This is a genomic window from Paraglaciecola sp. IT1134, from assembly GCF_058068185.1.
Genome location: NZ_CM176486.1, coordinates 1,679,608 through 1,697,250 on the forward strand (window position 1 = coordinate 1,679,608; position 17,643 = coordinate 1,697,250).

The following is a 17,643-nucleotide window of genomic DNA, read 5'->3' on the forward strand; positions in this document are numbered from 1 at the left end:
AATTGCATGGCAGCCAACAAACAGGCTGTTTCAAGGATGAAGGGGTTAGCGGGTATTTCCCCGACACCTCCTCATCAGACACACTGGGTCAGGGGGCTTGCAGATATTCAACCACAGTATCGGTAAAGTCGGTAAATAAAGCATCCACCTTTACTTTTTTGAACAGCATATCCAGCGCTTGTTGACTGGTTACCCCATCAGGCAATGCATCCTGACGGAAGGTGTACGGATGAACAAACAAGCCAGCCTGGTGGGCATGATGGCCAAGTTTAGTCAGTTGCATGGTTTTGAAGTCAATTAACTGAGGGAGCCAAGGGCCAATACCCTGGGCAACTTTTGCTACTTCCATCAGCATTGCCGGTGTGCGTAAGGCATCAAAATCTGTGGCTGCTTCCTGCCAGTCATTTTCTGCAATAAGTTGTACTAATTTCACTCTGGCTCCCAGTTCATTGCGTAGGCGTTTGATTTCTGCAAAATCAAAACACTGCACGAATATGGGTTTGCTGGCGTCATCCAGACCGTGTTTACGCAGTAGTGTTAATATTATCTTGCTGATATCGACGCCTTGTTCACGGTGCCATGCGGGAGACTTGATCTCTGGATAAACGCCGGTATTTTTCGAAAACTGGCGATTTAACTGCGTGATCAATTCAAGATGTTGTTCAAACGTGGCTATGCTGAACGGTTGCTTGCCTTGATATCGTTTGGCAAATACCTGTTGGCCTTGACCATTGGTGCGTTCATGGACCACCAACTTTTTAAGCTCAGCCAGAGTGAAATCCAGGGCATAGTAGCGGCCGTCATCACGATAGCGTTGGGGGAATTTGAGTTCTACGTCCGTGACGGTTTCTAGGTGGATATCGTGTAACACCACTGGCACCAGATCTTTACTTAGCACCAAGTCTTGTTCGATAAAATCCGCCCCTAAAGCATAGGCCAAAGTAGCGGCTTCCAAAGTATGTTCGGGTAAATAACCCGACGCGCCCCGATGGGCGATAACCAGGGGCTTAGCGCTAACCAACTCACCGGTCACTAAGCTGAGTATCGACAGGGATAACAGCAATTTTTTCATGGTGCGCTCAGTTTTGGATCAGTTCAATTGCATAACCGTCGGGATCGCGAACAAAAGCGATCACTGTAGTGCCGCCTTTGACTGGGCCAGCTTCACGATAAACATCGGCGCCTTGTTTTTTGAGATCGCTACACAGTTGGTAGATGTCGTCTACCCCTATGGCAATATGCCCATAGGCGGTGCCCATATCGTAACTGTCTTCATCCCAGTTGTAAGTGAGTTCGAGCACCGTGTTGCTACCCTCTTCACCATACCCCACAAATGCCAGGGTATAACGATACTGCTGGTTGTCACTTTGGCGCAGCACAGACATGCCGAGCAATTCGGTATAAAAGGTAAGGGAGCGTGATAGATCGCCTACCCGTAACATAGTGTGTAATAAACGCATGATAAATCTCGCTTTTCGTTAGTTTGAAAATTCGTGCACTGAGTATATCGCCTGTATGCACCCAACAATATGACAATATGTAAATAAAAAGCGTGGTAAGCGCAGCATTCCGCACTTTTTCTTGGGTAACCTGGCAAAATAAATTAAAGCGAATTGGCTTACTCGATGATTTACCATATGCTTGATACTTGATTGTTACGCCCCTGGGAAAGCTATGTCGTTTCAAAATAAGGTAATTCTGTTGCTGATGACTTTCTGGCCAACGTCGTCGCAGGCAGCTTCGCCTGACAAGACCGCAGAGGTGATTGATATGCAGTCGGCAATGCAGGCTTTGCGATCCACAATGACCGATATAACCTACGACTTTATTGGCCACACGCCTTACTTATTAGCCGGGCTAATCGTCTTGCTATTTACCTGGGGGATGTCTTATCTGGTAGGAAAGTTTGTCTTCAATCTGTCAGGACGCAGCAAAATGCGTGGTTCATTGCGGGATCTGTTGCAGCGCCTAAGTAGTATTCTAATTTGGCTGTTGGGGTTATTGCTAGCTGCCATGGTGATATTCCCAGGTCTAACCCCGGCTAAAGCGTTAGGTGGATTAGGATTGGCGTCGGTCGCAATCGGTTTTGCGTTTAAAGAAATTTTTGAAAACTTCTTTGCGGGTATTATGCTGCTGTGGAAATATCCATTCGAGAAGGGGGATTTTATTGAGTGTGAATCCATTATGGGCAAGGTTGAAGATATTTCAGTACGCATGACCCAAATTCGTCGTCCGGACGGCGAGTTGGTGGTAACACCCAATTCATTTTTGTTCAAAAACCCGGTTAAAGTGCTCACGGATCTGAATTCCAGGCGTATCACGATCATGACGGGCGTGGCGTACTCGGAAGATGCCGAAAAGTCTGTGAAAATAGTCGAAAACGCTTTGGCTAGTTGCGACACGGTTAATCAGGACTTACCCATAGAAGTGTTTTTGCATGGCTTTGGTGCCAGCAGCATAGACATAGAAGTGACCTGGTGGACAGATCCGACCCCATTGGGCCAGCGAAAATCTCGCAGTGAGGTAGTAGCAGCCGTTAAACGCGCTCTGGATGAGGCCGGTATTGAAATACCTTTCCCTTATCGCACTATGACGTTCAAAGAGCCGCTGATGATCAAACGCCAAGCCAAAGAATAGAAAGCCAATGGGATAAAAACACGGGTTGGCAGCCAGGAGCTGCTAATCAGCTGAAATTGGCTTGACCGATCGATAGGGGAGAAAGGATAAAATAATATTATGGGTATGCATGTTAACATAATGTGTATGTGGTACACAGGACGTTTTTCCGCCAAAGGAAATTAACCGAATTAGCTGAATTGATTAATGCCAGTCAGCCAAATTATTGGCATTGTGATCCCCAGTATAATACGCTAGATGGCCAAAAATCTGCCTTTCACGGACCAGAATTAGTCCATTTCGCATAACACTGAAGAATGAACCTGATATCGAATTAGTACCAAGTAGTCATAAACGTGGGCACACTAAAGAGGAACTGCGTTTGGAGCAACATGCTCACTAAAAACAGACAATTTACCCCTGGCAGTGCCCGTCGCGCTTAAGGCCGGGGTTATATTGGTATTTTCAGCCAATATGTTGCACCGGGGGCTCTATGGCATGGATCGCCTGACACTGGATGTGCTGTTTTGCGTGCCTCATCAGTCATTACTGGGCTTGGCGAATGCAGATCACCTGCCCACATTAGCCTGTATTGAGACACATGAGGACAGAAGCGGTTTTAGCAACAGCCTAAGGCTAAAATCAGCGTAACTTTTGTCTGCATATCACTAAACCACCATAATGACAGCGGCGACAGCAGTCACTGCCAAAATCAACCAGCGATACTGCTTTTCTGGAATACGTTTGACGATTTTCAACCCCGCATAGGCACCCAAGGCGATAAAAGGCAGACTGGTTAAATTTAACAGGAACGAATTCATATCTATGGTCTGCCAGCTAAAGATATGAAAGGGTACCTTAAACAAGTTAATAGCGAGAAAAAACCAAGCGGCAGTGCCTATGTATTCATTTTTTGGCAGGCGCATACTGAGAAGGTATAACGCCATCACCGCCCCGGCCAGATTACCGATCATGGTGGTGATGCCACCTAGCAGACCCATTAAAATAGCAAACCACAGATAATCCGGGATCTTGTCTTTGTTGGCCCGCTCCATCCACAACATGATAAGCAGGCTGACAAAGATGATAATGCCCATGATCAACCTAAATAACTGATCATCAATATAATTGCCCAGCAGTGTACCGACTAATACCCCCAAGGCCGCAGAGGGGAATAGCTTGATTAAATAATGCCAGTTTGCATGGCGATGATAATAGTTAACCGCAAACAAATCTGCCATGATCAACATGGGTAACATTAAACCAGACGAGACTTTGCCACCGAATATCAAGGCCAAAATAGGTACTGAAAACATCGCCGCACCACTGACGCCGGTTTTCGCCATACCAATAAGAAAGGCGGCTAAAAACAGCATAGCCAGGGTGTGGTAACTCAGTGAATAGGAAAAAAGCTCGATCACCTGCAAAGCCATTGTTTTAATGGGAAATTTACAGCGGTTCTAAAGGAGAAAGTCAAGAATGGATCACTTTCACCCGTCCAACCTGGCCGTCTTCCAAACGTACTTTAATGCCATGGGGATGATGTGGTGAATTGGTCAGAATTTTCTGCACCACTCCTTCGGTTAATTCGCCACTGCGCTGATCTTCTTTGAGTACGATTGATACATTTGCCCCAATATTTATATTCGCCCGTTTTGTTGCTGCCATTATCTTATCCTGTGGTTAAATAGTTTTTATCCAGTCGTTTATCAGATTTAATCTGAAGTTTTATCTTTAAATTCGCATAGGTCTTCGATCAGGCAGGAGCCACATCTGGGTTTGCGGGCGATGCAAGTGTAACGACCATGCAAAATCAACCAATGATGCACATCTACCTTAAACTCGGGAGGAACAACCTTAAGCAGTTTTTGTTCTACCTGATCAACATTTTTACCCATGGCCAATTTAGTACGATTAGATACACGAAAAATATGGGTGTCGACTGCTATGGTCGGCCAGCCAAAGGCAGTATTTAATACCACATTCGCCGTTTTACGCCCAACTCCCGGCAGAGCTTCCAGGGCCTCCCGGTCTTGGGGGATTTGTGAATGATGTTTATTGATCAAAATTTTACAGGTGTTGATCACGTTTACCGCTTTGGTATTAAACAAACCTATGGTTTTAATATAGCTTTTCACGCCATCGACCCCCAGGGCATAGATGCTGTCCGGGGTATTGGCCACTGGAAACAGTTTGGCCATAGCTTTATTCACACTCACATCCGTGGCTTGTGCCGAGAGTAATACGGCGATAAGCAGTTCAAACGGACTGTTAAAATTCAATTCTGTTGTGGGGTGGGGGTTAGCATCGCGCCAGCGGTTAAGCATAGTCAGGCGTTTTTGTTGGTTCATTGAACTCTCATGTCAGGGGAATGTTGGTTGTATGCTTCAGGCTATTTTTGACCGTCTTAGCCCATCAACTTTCGGCGGTCACTCTGGCCCGTTGCACCACTTTTGCATGACGCTGAGCAGCAAACATCCGCTCCATACGTTTATCCATCAGGTTTTTCAGGGCGATGAGTAAGCCCATGCCTAAAAAGGCACCTGGGGGTAAAATGGCTAACAAAAATGGGGTATCTGTGGTGAATACAGTGATCTTCAAGTTGCTCGCCCAGTCGCCTAACAACAAGTTTGCACCAGCAAATAAAGTGCCATAGCCCAAAACTTCGCGCATAGCACCTAACACAACCAGGATAAAGGTAAATCCTAGTCCCATCATCAGACCGTCAAACGCGGCATACACCACGGGATTTTTGGAGGCGTAAGCTTCCGCTCGGCCGATGATGGCGCAATTGGTCACAATCAGTGGAATAAATATGCCTAACGCTTGATAAAGCTTGAAGGTATAGGCGTTCATCAGTAACTGCACTATGGTGACAAAGGCCGCTATGATCATCACGAAAATTGGAATACGGATCTCATTGGGTACTATATTACGGATAATCGATACTGTGGTGTTAGAACCTATTAATACCAAGGTCGTGGCCAAGCCTAAACCCAAGCCGTTGGTCAGGGTGGCGGTTACCGCCAGTAAAGGGCATAAACCCAGTAATTGCACCAGTGCCGGGTTGTTTTTCCATAATCCCTGCCAGCTCAGTTGTTTAAATTCGTTCATTATGTCCTCAAACTTTTGCTTGTGTATTACAGGCATTGTCTGCACTAAACAGTTCTGCCTGATGAGCTTGGTAATATACCACTGCACGTTTTACTGCTTTGACGACTGCACGAGGAGTGATAGTGGCGCCCGTAAACTGGTCGAACTGGCCCCCATCTTTTTTAACCGCCCACAAGTTATCATTTTCAGTCGTAAGGGTTAGCCCGCTAAAAGAGAGGATCCAATCGCTGATGCGCAGATCTATTTTATCACCCAATCCCGGGGTTTCTTTGTGTTTCAATACCCGCACACCTGAGACTTGCCCTTGATCTGTCACTCCCACTATCAGCTCTATCCGGCCGCTATATCCATCTGCTGCTGTGGTTTCGATCACCGCAGCCACAGGCTGATGATTTTGGGTAGCACGATAAATATGTTTCGCCTCATTGTTGCCCAAATATTGTCGAGAGGAAACAATGACACAGTCGTTTTGCATGCTGTTGTTATAGCTGTCTCCTGGCACCAGGGCATCTAACGTATTCAGCAATTTTTGCTGTCTTTGCTGTGCGATCTGCTCTTTGGTTCCAAAATAGGTGGCGGCAATTAAACCTGTGGTTAACATGGCAAAAAGCGCCAGGATCAGGCCATTTTTAATTATGCTACGGGTCATTTTTTACCTCCCGTGGCTTTTTTGGCATGACCATACGTGCGTGGGCGAGTGTAATAATCGATCAAAGGCACTGCCATATTCATGATCAGAACCGCAAAAGCGATGGCATCAGGATAGCCTCCCCATGTGCGGATTAAATAAACCCATAAACCTATGGCCGCTCCAAAAATGAAGCGTCCTTTATTGGTGGTAGAGGCGGAAACGGGATCGGTAGCAATAAAAAAGGCACCTAACATTAGGCTACCATTTAACAAGTGAAAAACCGGTGAGGCATACCTGTCGCCGTCCACTAGAAACATCACCACTGCGCAGCTAAATACCGCTAGTAACATCCCTGTGGGTATGTGCCAATTAATGACTTTGGCTTTTAACAAGTACAGTCCACCGAGTAAGTAGGCGATGTTGATCCACGCCCAGCCGATACCGGTTGAGCCTGAAAATATTGCCGTATTTAAGCCTTCTTCATACGTCATGCCTTTGGCCAGACTGGTCTTAATCGAATCCAGGGGGGTGGCCATGGTGTGACCGTCTACCGCGGTTTGTAGTTGTAACAGGCTAAAGCCGTCGGCACTATAACCGGTAAAAATCGTTTGTATCGCGTCTACTAGCCCTGGTTGATGCGCCGCTAATGATAAGGGAGGCAACCACTGGGTCATCTGAACAGGAAATGACACCAGTAACATGACGTAAGCGGCCATGGCCGGATTAAACAGATTATAACCCAAGCCACCATACAGTTGTTTGACTATCGCTATGGCGAAGAAGGTGCCGATAATGATAACCCACCAAGGAGCAAGAGGTGGAATACTGACCGCCAGTAACATGGCGGTCAATATGGCGCTGTTGTCTTTTATTGCGCGTTCAAAGTCGCGTTTGCGCAATTCCAGGATACTCGCTTCGGTGATGATAGCTGTGGCGATAGCGAGTACTAGCTGAATAATAGAGCCCCAACCAAAAAACCAGCATTGCACGAGTAGCCCGGGTATCAAGGCAAATATCACCAACCGCATTATTTGCCCAGTGGTTCGGCGTGTATGTTGATGGGGAGAGCTGGCGAGTTTGTAATTCATCACTAGGGCTTTAGTCTTTTGGTGTCTGGTTGGATTGCGCTGCTTTTTTAGCTTTAGCTTTAGCAACTGCGGTGGCTATGCGCTTTTTTTTCTGCTCTAAGGCTTGTTCTGCGCTCAGTGTATTGCTTCCTGAGGGGGTCGTACCCGCCGGTTTGTTGTTGTCATCTGGAGCCGATGTTGTAATCGGTAAGGATCCATCGGCAGCTTGCTGGATAGCCAGTTTTTTGGCTCTAACCTTAGCCACAGCCAGGGCAATACGCTGTTTTTTACGTAGCTCATTATCCGCTTCCAAAGCGATAGATGCCGGTTTGTTGGTCGTCTGAGCTGCATCACGGGGGCCGCCGTCTTGGCTCACCGGCGCTTCAGCTGGAATGTCGGGGACGTCCTGTGGCTTAGCTTTCATGATATTTGCTCCCAGATCAGGTGAGGTCTCAGGCCCCGATGTGACGTGTTCGGTATGTTCAGCATCTGACTCAGATACTGGAACTGCTTGAATTTTCTGTTGATATTTTTTGCCTTTTGCCCGGGCGATAGCTGCGGTGACCCGTTTGTCTTTGCTGGTCGGGCCAATGGTTTCGTCGGAATTGCCGGGTTCGGCATTTTCCCTAGGCTGGGCAGGCAAATTATCCTCTTCCTGTCGTTGGGCTTTTTTCGCTTTGGCTCGAGCGATAGCCGCGGCGACCCGCTCGTTTTTGCTGGACGGTGTTATTGTGTCATCGACCTTAGCCGTAGCCGGTTCGGCATTTTCCCTAGATTGTGTGGGGGGATTATCCTCACCCTGTCGCTGGGATTTTTTGGCTTTGGCCCGGGCAATAGCTGCTGCCACCCTGTCACTCCCTTTGCTCTGGGAAGCTGAGGTTAAGTGCTCAGATTGATTCTGGCTGTCTGGTGTTTCACTGTCGACGGGCATTTTTTTGGCTTTGGCCCGAGCCAGTGCCGCGGCAATTTTATCTTGGGCATTATTGCCACTGGCTTGCATCGCTTCTTTGCGTGCTTGCGCAGCTTTGCGATGTTTTTCGTCTCTGGTGTGTTGTTCCCGTTGCAATCTTGCCGCGCGGCTTTCGAACCTTTCCCGGGCCTTGTCCGATTTTTGTTTTTCTTCTTGTTCGTGGCGAATTTCTGCTTTGGCCACACGGTAATAATGCACCAAAGGAATTTCGCTGGGACAAACATAGGCACAGGCTCCGCATTCGATGCAGTCGAACAGATTGTATTCCTGAGCCTTTTCTAATTCCTTGGCTTTGCTATGCCAGAACAGTTGCTGAGGCAATAGACTGGCAGGGCAAACGTCGGCACAGGCACTGCAACGAATGCAGGCTTGTTCAGGCTCTGGTGGAGGCATCTCTTGGCTGGTGGATAACAAAATGCAGTTAGTGATCTTCACCACAGGCACATCCTGGTTGGCTAAAGTAAAGCCCATCATAGGTCCGCCCATTATCACCTTGGGCTGACCCTGTGCATCGCCCTGATATTCACATTGGGCCATTAAATGGGAAATGGGGGTGCCGATAAGTGCCCACACATTTCCCGGTTTGTTAACCGCACCGCCGGTAAGGGTCACGACTCGCTGGATAAGGGGTTTACCGGAGAAGATGGCATCGGCAATAGCAAAACAGGTACCGACATTGTGCATGATGACGCCTACGTCTACAGGCAGTCCTTGCTGGGGTACTTCACGGCCGGTTAACACTTGGATAAGCTGTTTTTCGCCACCTGCGGGATATTTGGTGGGGATGATACAAACCTTATAAATCTCATTTTCCTGACAGGCGACCTGCATCGCTTCAATGGCTTCGGGTTTATTGTCTTCTATGGCAATATAAACTTGTTTTGGGGACAACAGATGGAAGAGCACATCTATACCCTGACGTATTTGCCACGCATGTTCGCGCATTAAGCGATCATCAGAGCTAATGTAAGGCTCACATTCAATGCCGTTGATGAGCAAAAATTGCACATTTTTTTTCGGCGAGGCTTTGATATGGGTCGGAAAACCAGCTCCGCCCATGCCGCTAATTCCTGCGTCACAAATCGCCCCCAGCACACTGACTTTTGGCAGTGACTGGTAATTTTGCAGAGGTTTAAGCTCTATCCATTTGTCTTGTCCGTCAGGTTCGATTTCGACACTAAGTTCTGGCAGACCTGAGGGGTGGGCTGATACATGGGGTGCGATACTGCAGACTCTTCCTGAGGTAGGCGCATGCACAGGCACCGCAAAGGGGTTCATACTCTTGGTTAGCGGTTGCCCCTTTAGTACTGTGTCCCCTGGCTCTACAACGAGATGCCCTTCCACCCCAATATGTTGTTTAACAGTAATAAATAAACGTTCAGGTAACGCCAACTGCGAGATGGGTTGTCCATTGGACATGTCTTTATGCTGAGGAGGAAAAATACCGCCAGGGAAGTCCCACAGCTGATCGTTATTGACACGCTGGATAATCTCTTCGAAATCGGTTTGGGCTTTCATCAACTCACCTGTTTAACGGGAATGCTGTCAATGTTCCAGCGCCAGGCCAAGGTCGAAGTCGCGGCGGGGATCATATCGATACAATCGACAGGGCAGGGTTCGACACAAAGATCGCAGCCGGTACATTCATCGGCAATCACGGTGTGCATTTGTTTTGCGGCCCCGAGTATGGCATCTACTGGACAGGCCTGAATACACTTGGTGCATCCGATGCATTCGTCTTCGCGAATAAAGGCGACTTTTTTGATGTCTTCTTGGCCGTGAGCCGCATCCAGAGACGTCGCCTCTACTCCCATCAGGTCGGCCAGGCGTTTGATGGTCGCATCGCCCCCGGGTGGGCATTTGTTGATGTCGTCGCCATCGGCAATTGCCTGGGCGTAGGGTTTGCAACCCGGGTAACCACATTGACCGCATTGGGTTTGGGGCAAAAGTTCGTCTATCTGCTGCACAAGCGGATCGCTTTGTACTTTAAAACGTATAGCGGCGTAACCTAGAATCGATCCGAAAATAAGTGCCAATACCCCCAAAGTGAGTAGGGCGGTAAGTATGGTCCAAAACACTATCATTAAAACTTGACCAAACCGGTGAAACCTAAAAAGGCCAGAGACATTAAGCCTGCCGTGATCATGCTAATGGATGCACCTTTAAATGGGGCAGGAACGTCGGCTACAGCTAAACGTTCGCGCATAGCGGCAAATAAAATCAGTACTAAGGAAAAGCCAACCGCGGCGCCAAAACCGTAAACCACAGATTCAATAAAATTATGCTCCTGGTTGATATTTAAAAGGGCTACACCCAATACCGCACAGTTAGTGGTAATCAATGGCAGAAAAATACCCAGTAGTCGATACAGGGTAGGGCTGGTTTTATGCACCACCATTTCAGTAAACTGCACCACTACCGCTATAACCAGAATAAAACTTAAGGTACGCAAATAGCCTATGCCAAGAGGCAGCAAAATATAGTGTTCGACCAGATAACTACTAAGGGATGCCAAGGTAAGCACAAAAGTGGTCGCCATCGACATGCCGATAGCGGTTTCAAGTTTGCCCGACACCCCCATAAAAGGGCACAAGCCAAGAAATTGCACCAGTACGAAGTTGTTGACCAGTACTGTACCAATTAATAACAGTAAAAATTCAGTCATATATTTTTACCCATTAACTTAAAATCTAAAAACGCAGCTTGCAGAAAACCAGGTGTATGGGTAACCCGGGCCATCATGCAAGCGTGATATCTATTGGTTGTTCATTACTGCTTATTAACCGTATCGATAGAGTCGCAAATTACAGGTTTTGTACGCGATAAACCAATGACTATTATTAATGTATAAATATAGATAGTGGCAGATAAGGCAAATATCCAGAGTACTATTAAGGTTACACTCGCTTATGCATAACTGCAGGTAATCAACTTACCGGACCATTATCTTAGTTTGTGCACAGATTAACAACTTGATAATAAAAAAGTTTTTGCGATTTTATAGGAATTATTGAGTAACTAAGAGTTTGAGCCTGAGTGGCTCCCCCTCCCCGACTCGAACGGGGGACCTGCGGATTAACAGTCCGTCGCTCTAACCAGCTGAGCTAAGGGGGAATCATAAATGATAAATAACTTTACTTATACGAAAATAAGCTACGTGTCGACTATATCTGTTTCCAAATTTGAGCCATCTTTTGTATTGAACAAATACGACATAAGATGGCTCCCCCTCCCCGACTCGAACGGGGGACCTGCGGATTAACAGTCCGTCGCTCTAACCAGCTGAGCTAAGGGGGAATCGATTAACGCATGTTGAAAACGTAATAGGTTATGTAAACCTGTTTACTCACATCCATTGAGGCTGCTTTTCAACGGTGCGGAATATTAATGAGCATACCGCTCGGTGTCAACACCGATAATCATTATTTTTTGGGTTTATTGACTGGTTGCGGTTAATTTATACAAACCAGCCCGCGAATTGGTGAAAGTCTGCGCAATTGGTCTTTTTTCAAAAAATACTGACTCAAAATCCGCTATTTATTTAGCCCGCAGAACTAATCAGTTTGTAATCACGAAATATCGTTTGGTTATAACAAACGGTTATTAGTAAATGGTTGAATACTGTATGCAAAACCAGGTGTTAACAAAAGTGTAACCTATTGTATGAGCTCCTAAGGTTAGCAACGACTTACCTAAATTTTACGCACTAATCAGTCAAGTGTGCGCCAAACTTGAGTCGGGGATAGTTATCCACTATATCTGTGGATAACTGTGTGTATGAATTATTTTTAAGGGGACTTAGGCTAGTAGAAACGTTGTCAATGAGAAATGTGATATTCCCACTTATATTTATTTATATTTAATTAAATCAACATGTTATAGCTATAAGTTAACACTAAAGCTAAAGCTAGTACGTTTTTTATGCAGACGTATTTTAGTTGTGTGTTGTTTTTTAAAGCAAAATAAATTTAATTAAAATAAGGCTTGAAATTAGCTTGTTTTTATAATTATTTTTTCTTGGAAGAAATGAAAAATAAAGTCATATTTATTTATTAATATGGCTTGAATTAAGCATCCACTTGTTTTATGCGTCACTAATTAACGACATAAATGGTTATGTCCTGGTTGTTAATACGCTGAATGTTACTGTCCGTTAACAATAGAGTGAGGCTAAATGAAACGTTAGTAACATTACGCGACCGGATTAGGCTCGTTTTCGGCGGATTTAAATCTACCCGCTGCCAGCTTTAATTTAGTTTTATATTGGTGGTTAGCTTACTATAGTGGGTCAGTTAATAAAGGAATCAAAGAGTGAGTCAACAAACTGGGTCGTCAACACGTCCTGATCTGCTTAAACATCCCATCGCCAGCACACTGACCAAAATGACCATACCTATGTTAATCGGCATGGTGATGATGATGTCATTCGGTCTGGTCGACACCTTTTTTATTGGCCTGTTGGGGACTGCACAGCTGGCAGCCATCAGTTTCACTTTTCCTGTTACCTTTACCCTGATCAGCTTGAATATTGGGTTGGGCATAGGCACTTCAGCAGTCATTGCCAGATTTCTGGGGGCGGGTAAGGCTGGCCTCGCCAAGGAATCCGGCACTGGCGCTTTGATGCTGGCCTTTGTATTAGCCGCTGGGCTGGCATTAGGTGGGGTATTGACTATCGATCAGATTTTCCGGCTGCTCGGCGCCACGGATGACCTACTCGGTTACATTCGTGACTATATGCTGGTTTGGTATGCAGCCGGCGTATTTTTGGCCATGCCTATGGTGGGTAACAGTATCCTTAGGGCGTCAGGTGACACCAAGACCCCCAGTTATATCATGGCAGTCGGAGGTTTGGTGAATGTGGTACTCGATCCCATCTTAATTTTTGGTTGGGGGCCTGTACCAGCGCTGGGTATTCAGGGGGCCGCTATCGCGACGCTTATCGCCTGGGCCCTGGGGCTTTTCTATATTTTGTATTTACTCGCCTATAAGCGCCAACTCATCTTGCCCCGGTTACTGACCTGGCAGGAGTTGAAATTGGCCAGTGGGGGGATCCTTAAAATTGGTTTACCCGCCGCTGGGGCAAATATGCTTACGCCTATCGCCGCGGGCGTTTTGACCGCAGTGGTTGCCACCTATGGCCCAGGTGCGGTAGCAGCGTGGGGCGTTGGCGGGCGACTGGAATCGATGGCCAGTATGGTAGTTTTAGCTCTGTCTATGTCACTGCCACCCTTTATCAGCCAAAATTATGGGGCCAATAACATCCAGCGAGTGGCCCAAGCCTATAAACTCTGTTTACGTTTTGTCATCATCTGGCAGTTGCTGGTATTTGCCATTATTTATGCTTTATCCGGCGTTTTAGCAGGCATTTTTTCTACCACACAAAATGTGTTTGACCTGATCAAACTGTATTTAATGATTGTACCTCTGGGTTATGGTTTACAAGCTGTGGTTATTCTGACCAACTCCTCATTTAACGCCATGCACTTGCCTATGTCAGCATTGTTATTGAGCCTGTTGCGGTTGTTTGTATTTTTTGTGCCCATATCTTATCTGGGCAGCCTGCTTTATTCCTTAGAAGGCATGTTTTGGGCAGGTGTATTGGCCAATGGCCTGACCGCTATCGTGGCCTATATCTGGTTCACCAAGGTCATAAAAGAGCAGCTGATAACCCAAGCCCTAGACCATCTTCCACAAGAGGAAACTACATGACTCGACCGTTTCAACTCAAATCTAGCTATTCACCGGCAGGGGATCAACCTAAAGCCATCGAAGCCTTAGTTGAGGGGCTCGAAAACGGACTGGCCTGTCAAACATTATTGGGGGTAACGGGCTCAGGTAAAACCTTTACTATGGCCAATGTGATTGATCAGGTACAGCGCCCGACGTTGATTTTGGCCCACAACAAAACCCTGGCCGCTCAATTATACGGTGAGATGAAAGAATTTTTTCCCAATAATGCGGTGGAATATTTCGTTTCTTATTACGATTATTATCAGCCAGAAGCCTATGTGCCCTCCAGCGATACGTTTATTGAAAAAGACGCGTCGATCAACGCCCATATTGAACAGATGCGCCTGTCTGCCACTAAGTCTTTGATGGAGCGGCGAGACGTTATTATCGTGTCCAGCGTATCGGCCATTTATGGTTTAGGGGATCCTGAATCCTATATGAAAATGCTGGTGCATTTTCGACAGGGTGACGTAATGAATCAGCGGGACATTTTACGCCGCCTGGCAGAAATACAATATGCACGCAACGATATAGCATTCGAGCGAGGTACCTTCCGAGTGAGGGGCGACGTGATCGATGTGTTTCCCGCAGACTCCGAACGCCATGCTATTCGGGTGGAATTGTTCGACGAAGAAATAGAGCGCATCAGTGTATTTGATCCGTTAACCGGTGCCATAGAAAAAACAGTGGCACGGGCGACCATATTTCCCAAAACGCATTACGTTACTCCCCGGGAGAAGATCCTCGGTGCCATAGAACATATCAAAAGCGAACTACAAGAGCGCCGTGAACAGTTAAAGTCAGTCAATAAATTGGTGGAAGAGCAGCGGATCAGTCAGCGTTGTCAGTTTGATATGGAAATGATGCAAGAGCTGGGGTATTGCTCGGGAATTGAAAATTATTCCCGTTATTTGTCTGGTCGGGCACCTGGGGATCCGCCGCCGACTTTGATTGACTATTTCCCCGCTGATGGGCTGTTGTTTATCGACGAGTCGCATGTGACGGTTTCGCAGATTGGCGCTATGTACAAGGGGGACCGATCCCGTAAAGAAACCTTGGTGGAGTACGGTTTCAGACTGCCCTCAGCCCTGGACAACCGGCCCCTCAAGTTTGACGAGTTCGAACAAATCGCTCCTCAAACCATCTACGTATCGGCAACACCAGGAAAATACGAACTGGCTAAAACTCCGGACGATATTATTGAGCAGGTGGTGCGTCCCACGGGATTGATCGATCCGACCATCGAAATTAGGCCGGTAGGCACTCAAGTAGACGATTTACTCTCGGAGATTGAAAAATGTGTGGCGGTCAACGAACGGGTGCTGGTCACTACATTGACCAAACGCATGTCCGAAGACTTAAGCGATTACCTGGATGAACATGGGGTGAAGGCGCGTTATCTGCATTCAGATATAGACACGGTTGAGCGCATTGAAATTATTCGGGATCTGCGTATTGGCAAGTTTGATGTATTGGTTGGGATCAACTTGTTGCGCGAAGGTCTGGATATGCCAGAGGTGTCATTGGTGGCGATTTTAGACGCGGATAAGGAAGGGTTTTTGCGCTCGGACCGCTCCTTGATCCAGACCATGGGCCGGGCGGCCCGGCATATTAATGGACGAGCTATTTTATATGCAGACCGCATCACCGGCTCGATGCAACGGGCAATAGATGAAACTGATCGGCGCCGAGAAGTGCAAAAAGCGCATAATCTGGCGCACGGTATCGTGCCCACACAGTTGTTTAAACCTATAACCGATATTATGGATGTGGGAGACGGCAGTGATAACGGTAAGGTCAAGCTGCGCAAAGTGGCAGAGGGAGGCAAAAAATACAATGGTTTGAGCGTTCGGGAGTTGATGATTCAAATTGGTACACGGGAAAAACAGATGTTTCAGTTAGCCAAGGACCTGGAGTTTGAAAGTGCCGCGTCCATGCGCGATGAAATAGAAAACTTGCGCCAGCAGGTAGTCAAGATTTCCTGACTTGGCAGGTCGCTCATATCAGGCGGTTTGCCAGCCGCCATTATTCTACAGCTATCTTCTTACTTGGCATCATTTTCAAGTCATTGTTGTCAAGATCACCACAATTAGTTGATATTTACGTTGTAATCAGATTTAGCCTTGCCTATTATACCTTTTAGTATCAATAACTATACCTATAAGCGGTGCTAAAATGCTGAATCGTCTGCAAGAATCTGACATTAAACTCTTAAGAGTCTTTTATGCCGTTGCATCATGTAATGGCTTTACGGCTGCGGAAAATGTGCTGCGTATGCAAAGGCCTAACATCAGCGCAGCCATTAAAAAACTGGAAGAACGCTTGGATTTGGTGCTTTGTCATCGTGGACGTGGTGGTTTTCAAATGACCAAAGAAGGTGAGGTGGTTTTTCAGGAAACCAAACGTATCTTTAATTCCTTCGATAATTTCGTGTTTAATCTGAAAAGCTTGCACGATGATTATTCCGGTCATGTGACATTGGTGATGATGGCCAGTTTGCCCTTGTCATATCACCTGGCCGTTAGTAAAGCAGTTAAAAGCACCATGAAAAAGTTTGATGATATTCATGTCAATATCCAGACCCGGCTGTACAACGAAGTGGAACATGTGGCGCTGTCTGGCGAATGCCACTTGGTTTTATCTACCTACGACATGGTGAAACCCGAATCAGTGACATTTCACCCCATAGATGTGAAATGCAAAGGTCGTTTGTATTGTTCCCCCACACACGAGCTAGCGAAGTACGCCGACGGTTTACCTAAAGACGTCTGTATTGAAGATTATCCGGCCATAGGTATATCTGGCCTGTCTTCTGCAAACTATATTGACGGCGAACGGCGCTTATCGATCCAAACCTTTTCCGATTCGTTTGATGCCTGTTTGTCGGCCATTATGACCGGGGAGTATATAGGCTTGTTACCGGATTATATGATTGAGCATCAAGCCCAGGGCTTGGGATTGGTTACCATCAAAGATAGAGCCTTTGAATTCAAACATGACTTGTTTGTGATGAATGGTAAAAATACCCGCTTAAACCCGGTATTGCGCCATCTGATTAAGGAGCTGTCTCACTTTATTAAACAGACCGGAGTGTAACACCCCCGGCCCCAGCGGAGGGCTATTTGTGCCCGGCAGCAGTTTAAAAACATAAGCTAAACAGGTATTAAGTCAAGCGCCTGAGCAAGCAACAAAAAGCCACAAATAATGCCCTGTGCAGTCAATAAGCAACGTGCTTTTTTTTTGCCGTTAACCACCATCATTATCCCCACCTGCACGGTATGAAATTACCGTAATAAAGTAAAGTCTGTCTCGTCGTACATGTTTTGACGGTGTCGCGATTTTAAACTCGGCTCCTATTTTATTTCAGGCATTTGTGCCTTTCACCCTATGGGCCAACCTTGGGATTTCAATAATTTTCCACAAATAATCGTGAGCGCTGATTAATTGGTTAGTCTTCTGAGATACCGAGATTATTCTGCTGGTCCAGCGGTATGTTATTCTTTAGGGGCGGTTAT

At 46.5% G+C, this 17,643-nt stretch carries 15 protein-coding genes and 2 tRNA genes; 4 read left to right on the top strand and 13 right to left on the bottom strand.

Annotation, left to right across the window (positions count from 1 at the left end; genetic code table 11):
* Positions 1–88: 88 nt before the first annotated feature.
* Both glpQ and gloA read right to left on the bottom strand, forming a co-directional pair.
* Complete coding sequence (gene glpQ / locus AC3RV5_RS07300) at positions 89–1,072, bottom strand: glycerophosphodiester phosphodiesterase (RefSeq protein ID WP_489731287.1); 984 nt, start codon at positions 1,070–1,072, stop codon at positions 89–91.
* A gap of 7 nt (positions 1,073–1,079) precedes the next feature.
* A complete protein-coding gene (gene gloA, locus AC3RV5_RS07305; protein ID WP_489731288.1) occupies positions 1,080–1,460 on the bottom strand; it encodes a lactoylglutathione lyase in 381 nt (126 codons plus the stop codon).
* Positions 1,461–1,674: 214 nt separating this feature from the next.
* Here gloA and AC3RV5_RS07310 point away from each other — a divergent pair, with 214 nt between their 5' ends.
* Positions 1,675–2,637, top strand: coding sequence for a mechanosensitive ion channel family protein (locus AC3RV5_RS07310; protein WP_489731289.1), 963 nt, complete (start codon positions 1,675–1,677; stop codon positions 2,635–2,637).
* Positions 2,638–3,284: 647 nt separating this feature from the next.
* Here AC3RV5_RS07310 and AC3RV5_RS07315 read toward each other — a convergent pair.
* The 11 genes from AC3RV5_RS07315 to AC3RV5_RS07365 all read right to left on the bottom strand — a co-directional run bounded on the left by AC3RV5_RS07315 (position 3,285) and on the right by AC3RV5_RS07365 (position 11,695).
* Positions 3,285–4,037: a sulfite exporter TauE/SafE family protein gene (locus AC3RV5_RS07315; RefSeq protein ID WP_489731290.1), complete on the bottom strand. Its 753-nt coding sequence runs from the start codon at positions 4,035–4,037 to the stop codon at positions 3,285–3,287.
* Between the two features lie 52 nt (positions 4,038–4,089).
* The gene (locus AC3RV5_RS07320; protein WP_489731291.1) at positions 4,090–4,284 is read right to left on the bottom strand and encodes a YwbE family protein; all 195 of its coding nucleotides are present in this window, start codon (positions 4,282–4,284) and stop codon (positions 4,090–4,092) included.
* 47 nt (positions 4,285–4,331) lie between these two features.
* Complete coding sequence (gene nth / locus AC3RV5_RS07325; RefSeq protein WP_489731292.1) at positions 4,332–4,967, bottom strand: endonuclease III; 636 nt, start codon at positions 4,965–4,967, stop codon at positions 4,332–4,334.
* A 64-nt stretch (positions 4,968–5,031) separates the two neighbouring features.
* Positions 5,032–5,730, bottom strand: coding sequence for an electron transport complex subunit E (locus AC3RV5_RS07330; protein ID WP_489731293.1), 699 nt, complete (start codon positions 5,728–5,730; stop codon positions 5,032–5,034).
* A gap of 7 nt (positions 5,731–5,737) precedes the next feature.
* Positions 5,738–6,379, bottom strand: a complete 642-nt coding sequence (gene rsxG, locus AC3RV5_RS07335) for an electron transport complex subunit RsxG (protein ID WP_489731294.1) — start codon at positions 6,377–6,379, stop codon at positions 5,738–5,740.
* Positions 6,376–7,449: an electron transport complex subunit RsxD gene (gene rsxD / locus AC3RV5_RS07340; RefSeq protein WP_489731295.1), complete on the bottom strand. Its 1,074-nt coding sequence runs from the start codon at positions 7,447–7,449 to the stop codon at positions 6,376–6,378. Before rsxD ends, rsxG begins: the two co-directional genes overlap by 4 nt.
* Positions 7,450–7,459: 10 nt before the next feature.
* Positions 7,460–9,916 carry an electron transport complex subunit RsxC gene (rsxC, locus tag AC3RV5_RS07345; RefSeq protein WP_489731296.1) on the bottom strand — a complete coding sequence of 819 codons (2,457 nt, stop codon included), beginning with the start codon at positions 9,914–9,916 and terminating at the stop codon, positions 7,460–7,462.
* The gene (gene rsxB / locus AC3RV5_RS07350) at positions 9,916–10,482 is read right to left on the bottom strand and encodes an electron transport complex subunit RsxB (RefSeq protein ID WP_489731297.1); all 567 of its coding nucleotides are present in this window, start codon (positions 10,480–10,482) and stop codon (positions 9,916–9,918) included. The genes rsxC and rsxB overlap by 1 nt, the downstream gene beginning before the upstream one ends.
* On the bottom strand, positions 10,482–11,063 hold the full coding sequence (gene rsxA, locus AC3RV5_RS07355; RefSeq protein ID WP_489731298.1) for an electron transport complex subunit RsxA: 582 nt from the start codon (positions 11,061–11,063) through the stop codon (positions 10,482–10,484). Before rsxA ends, rsxB begins: the two co-directional genes overlap by 1 nt.
* Before the next feature lie 372 nt (positions 11,064–11,435).
* Positions 11,436–11,512 (bottom strand) — tRNA-Asn (locus tag AC3RV5_RS07360).
* 106 nt (positions 11,513–11,618) lie between these two features.
* Positions 11,619–11,695: transfer RNA gene (locus AC3RV5_RS07365), tRNA-Asn, on the bottom strand.
* A gap of 1,014 nt (positions 11,696–12,709) precedes the next feature.
* Between AC3RV5_RS07365 and AC3RV5_RS07370 the strand changes: the two genes are divergently transcribed.
* From AC3RV5_RS07370 to AC3RV5_RS07380, 3 genes are all read left to right on the top strand, one after another.
* The gene (locus AC3RV5_RS07370; protein WP_489731299.1) at positions 12,710–14,107 is read left to right on the top strand and encodes an MATE family efflux transporter; all 1,398 of its coding nucleotides are present in this window, start codon (positions 12,710–12,712) and stop codon (positions 14,105–14,107) included.
* Positions 14,104–16,113 carry an excinuclease ABC subunit UvrB gene (gene uvrB / locus AC3RV5_RS07375; RefSeq protein ID WP_489731300.1) on the top strand — a complete coding sequence of 670 codons (2,010 nt, stop codon included), beginning with the start codon at positions 14,104–14,106 and terminating at the stop codon, positions 16,111–16,113. The genes AC3RV5_RS07370 and uvrB overlap by 4 nt, the downstream gene beginning before the upstream one ends.
* 190 nt (positions 16,114–16,303) lie before the next feature.
* Entirely contained in the window at positions 16,304–17,224 is a 921-nt protein-coding gene (locus tag AC3RV5_RS07380; protein WP_489731301.1) for a LysR family transcriptional regulator, read from the top strand.
* Positions 17,225–17,643: the final 419 nt, after the last annotated feature.